The sequence below is a fragment of the Synechococcus sp. R55.7 genome, from assembly GCF_047461955.1.
Classification (GTDB): domain Bacteria; phylum Cyanobacteriota; class Cyanobacteriia; order Thermostichales; family Thermostichaceae; genus Thermostichus.
In genome coordinates, this window is record NZ_JANSIC010000379.1 from 1 (window position 1) to 1,071 (window position 1,071).

Sequence of the window (1,071 nt, forward strand, 5' to 3'; positions counted from 1 at the left end):
CCTTCCCGAAAAGGCTCCTGTTCCAAAGCGGGATCTGCTTTTGACCACAGAAAACGGCGTCAAAATCTACAATGGTGGGTTTGGCTCTGGCCTTGCCTTTGATGGCCAATATTTTTATGTGCTCACCGATCGCGGTCCCAATATTGATGGAGCTGAGTCAAACGACAAGATTTTCCCTAAGCCAGACTTTACCCCTCAAGTTGCCAGATTGTCTTTGGACGGCAAGGGCTTCAAGTTGGACAGGGTCATCCTGCTGCAAGACGAGACAGGCAAAAATCTCACCGGGATCCCCAATCCATCTGACTCGGGGGGAACGGGAGAGAATGCCTACGATCTCAGCGGCAAGCAGCTTGCGCCGGATCCCAAAGGTATCGATCCAGAGGGGATCGCGGTGGCCAAAGATGGAAGCTTTTGGGTTGCCGACGAATACGGACCTCACTTGATCCATTTTGATTCCAATGGCAAGGCCATCGAGTGGCTAAATCCTTTTGGAAGTGGAGTTGGCGGCAAAAAGCTTCCAGAAGTTTACAAAAATCGGCGCCCCAATCGCGGCATGGAGGGGCTAACTCTGACGCCCGATCAGAAATACTTGGTCGGCATCATGCAGTCTCCGCTTTTGAACCCCAACAAAGATGTTCAAAAGACCGCAACTGTTTGCAGGATACTCTTCTATGAACTGGCCACGGGCAAGTTCAAAGAATACCTCTATCCTTTAGAGGGAACTGGCACCGCTGTTAGCGAAATTGTCGCCATTACCGACACAACCTTCCTGGTTCTCGAACGGGATGGCAAAACGCCGGGAGAGGACAAAGAGGTTACGAAGAAGATCTACAAAATCGATACTGCCGCTGCCACGGATGTCTTTGATCCTGGTCCAAATGGCCTGCTGGTTAACGGCAAGACTCTGGAGCAGTTAACCCAAGAGGAAATCATTGCAGCGGGGATCAAGCCCGTTTCCAAAGAAGAAGTATTTGACATTATGTCGATCCCCAATTATCCCCACGACAAGCCGGAGGGGTTGGCCATTCTCAACTCAACTACCCTAGCGATAGTTAACGACGACGACTTTGG

At 50.8% G+C, this 1,071-nt stretch carries 1 protein-coding gene; it reads left to right on the plus strand.

Features of this window, described 5'->3' with window-relative positions; genetic code table 11:
• Positions 1-40: 40 nt before the first annotated feature.
• A partial coding sequence (locus NW820_RS12620; RefSeq protein ID WP_414407672.1) for an esterase-like activity of phytase family protein occupies positions 41-1,071 on the plus strand: 1,031 nt, incomplete at its 3' end.